The organism is Pararhizobium mangrovi (genome assembly GCF_006516965.1).
Classification (GTDB): domain Bacteria; phylum Pseudomonadota; class Alphaproteobacteria; order Rhizobiales; family Rhizobiaceae; genus Pararhizobium_B; species Pararhizobium_B mangrovi.
Genome location: NZ_VHLH01000067.1, coordinates 1 through 842 on the forward strand (window position 1 = coordinate 1; position 842 = coordinate 842).

Here is an 842-nt window from a genome sequence, read left to right on the forward strand (position 1 = left end):
CTAGGTAGTGGACTCATAAGTTCGCATCCACAGTCTTGCCGATGCGAGAGCGACGGCGGCGAGAAAGTTCCTTGCCAGCTTGTCGTAGCGCGTCGCGATCCTGCGGAAGTGCTTCAGCTTGCAGAAGAAGCGTTCGACGAGGTTGCGCTTGCGGTAGATGGCTGGATCGACCGACCGCTGGACCTTGCGGTCGCGCTGGGTCGGAATGTGCGCCTTCCCGCCGCGCTCACGGACCAGATCGATCAGGTGTTGCCAGTCATAGCCGCGGTCGGCGACGACGATGGAGGCGGCCGGAAGGGCTTGCAGCAGGCCGGGTGCGGAGGCCTTGTCGGAAGCCTGTCCCGCCGTGAGTGCGAGACGGACCGGCAGTCCCTTCTCGTCGACGACGACATGGATCTTGCTGGTCAGTCCTCCACGGGAACGGCCGATGGCGTGATCCGGACCCCCTTTTTACCGCCGGCGGCATGCTGGTGGGCGCGCACGATGGAACTGTCGATCAACTGCATCGATTGCGGCGATGCAGCTGCCAAAGCCTCGAACACTCGCAGCCATATGCCGGCCTTGGCCCATCGATTGTACCGGTTGTAGGCCGTCGTATAGGGGCCGTAGCGCTCGGGCAGGTCGCGCCAGGGCGAGCCGGTGCGCAAAATGTAGAAAATCCCGCTTATGACGCGCCGGTCGTCCGCCCGCGCCACTCCACGAGGCTTGTTGGGAAGCAACGGCGCGATCAGCGCCCACTCCCAGTCCGTAAGGTCGAAACGGGCCATTCAAAGCTCCTCCTCGAGGATCTTTGAATCACGATCCAGCCTCAAACGGAATCCCGTTTATGAGTACAGATCCTA

The 842-nt window shown here is 62.5% G+C and carries 1 protein-coding gene; it reads right to left on the reverse strand.

The window, feature by feature from the left end; translation table 11 throughout:
• Positions 1 to 767 (reverse strand): IS5 family transposase gene (locus FJU11_RS18195; protein ID WP_141168489.1). Its coding sequence is split into 2 segments (ribosomal slippage): positions 1 to 443 and positions 443 to 767, totalling 768 coding nucleotides; the frame shifts between segments, so codons are not numbered across the junction.
• Between the last annotated feature and the right edge of the window lie 75 nt (positions 768 to 842).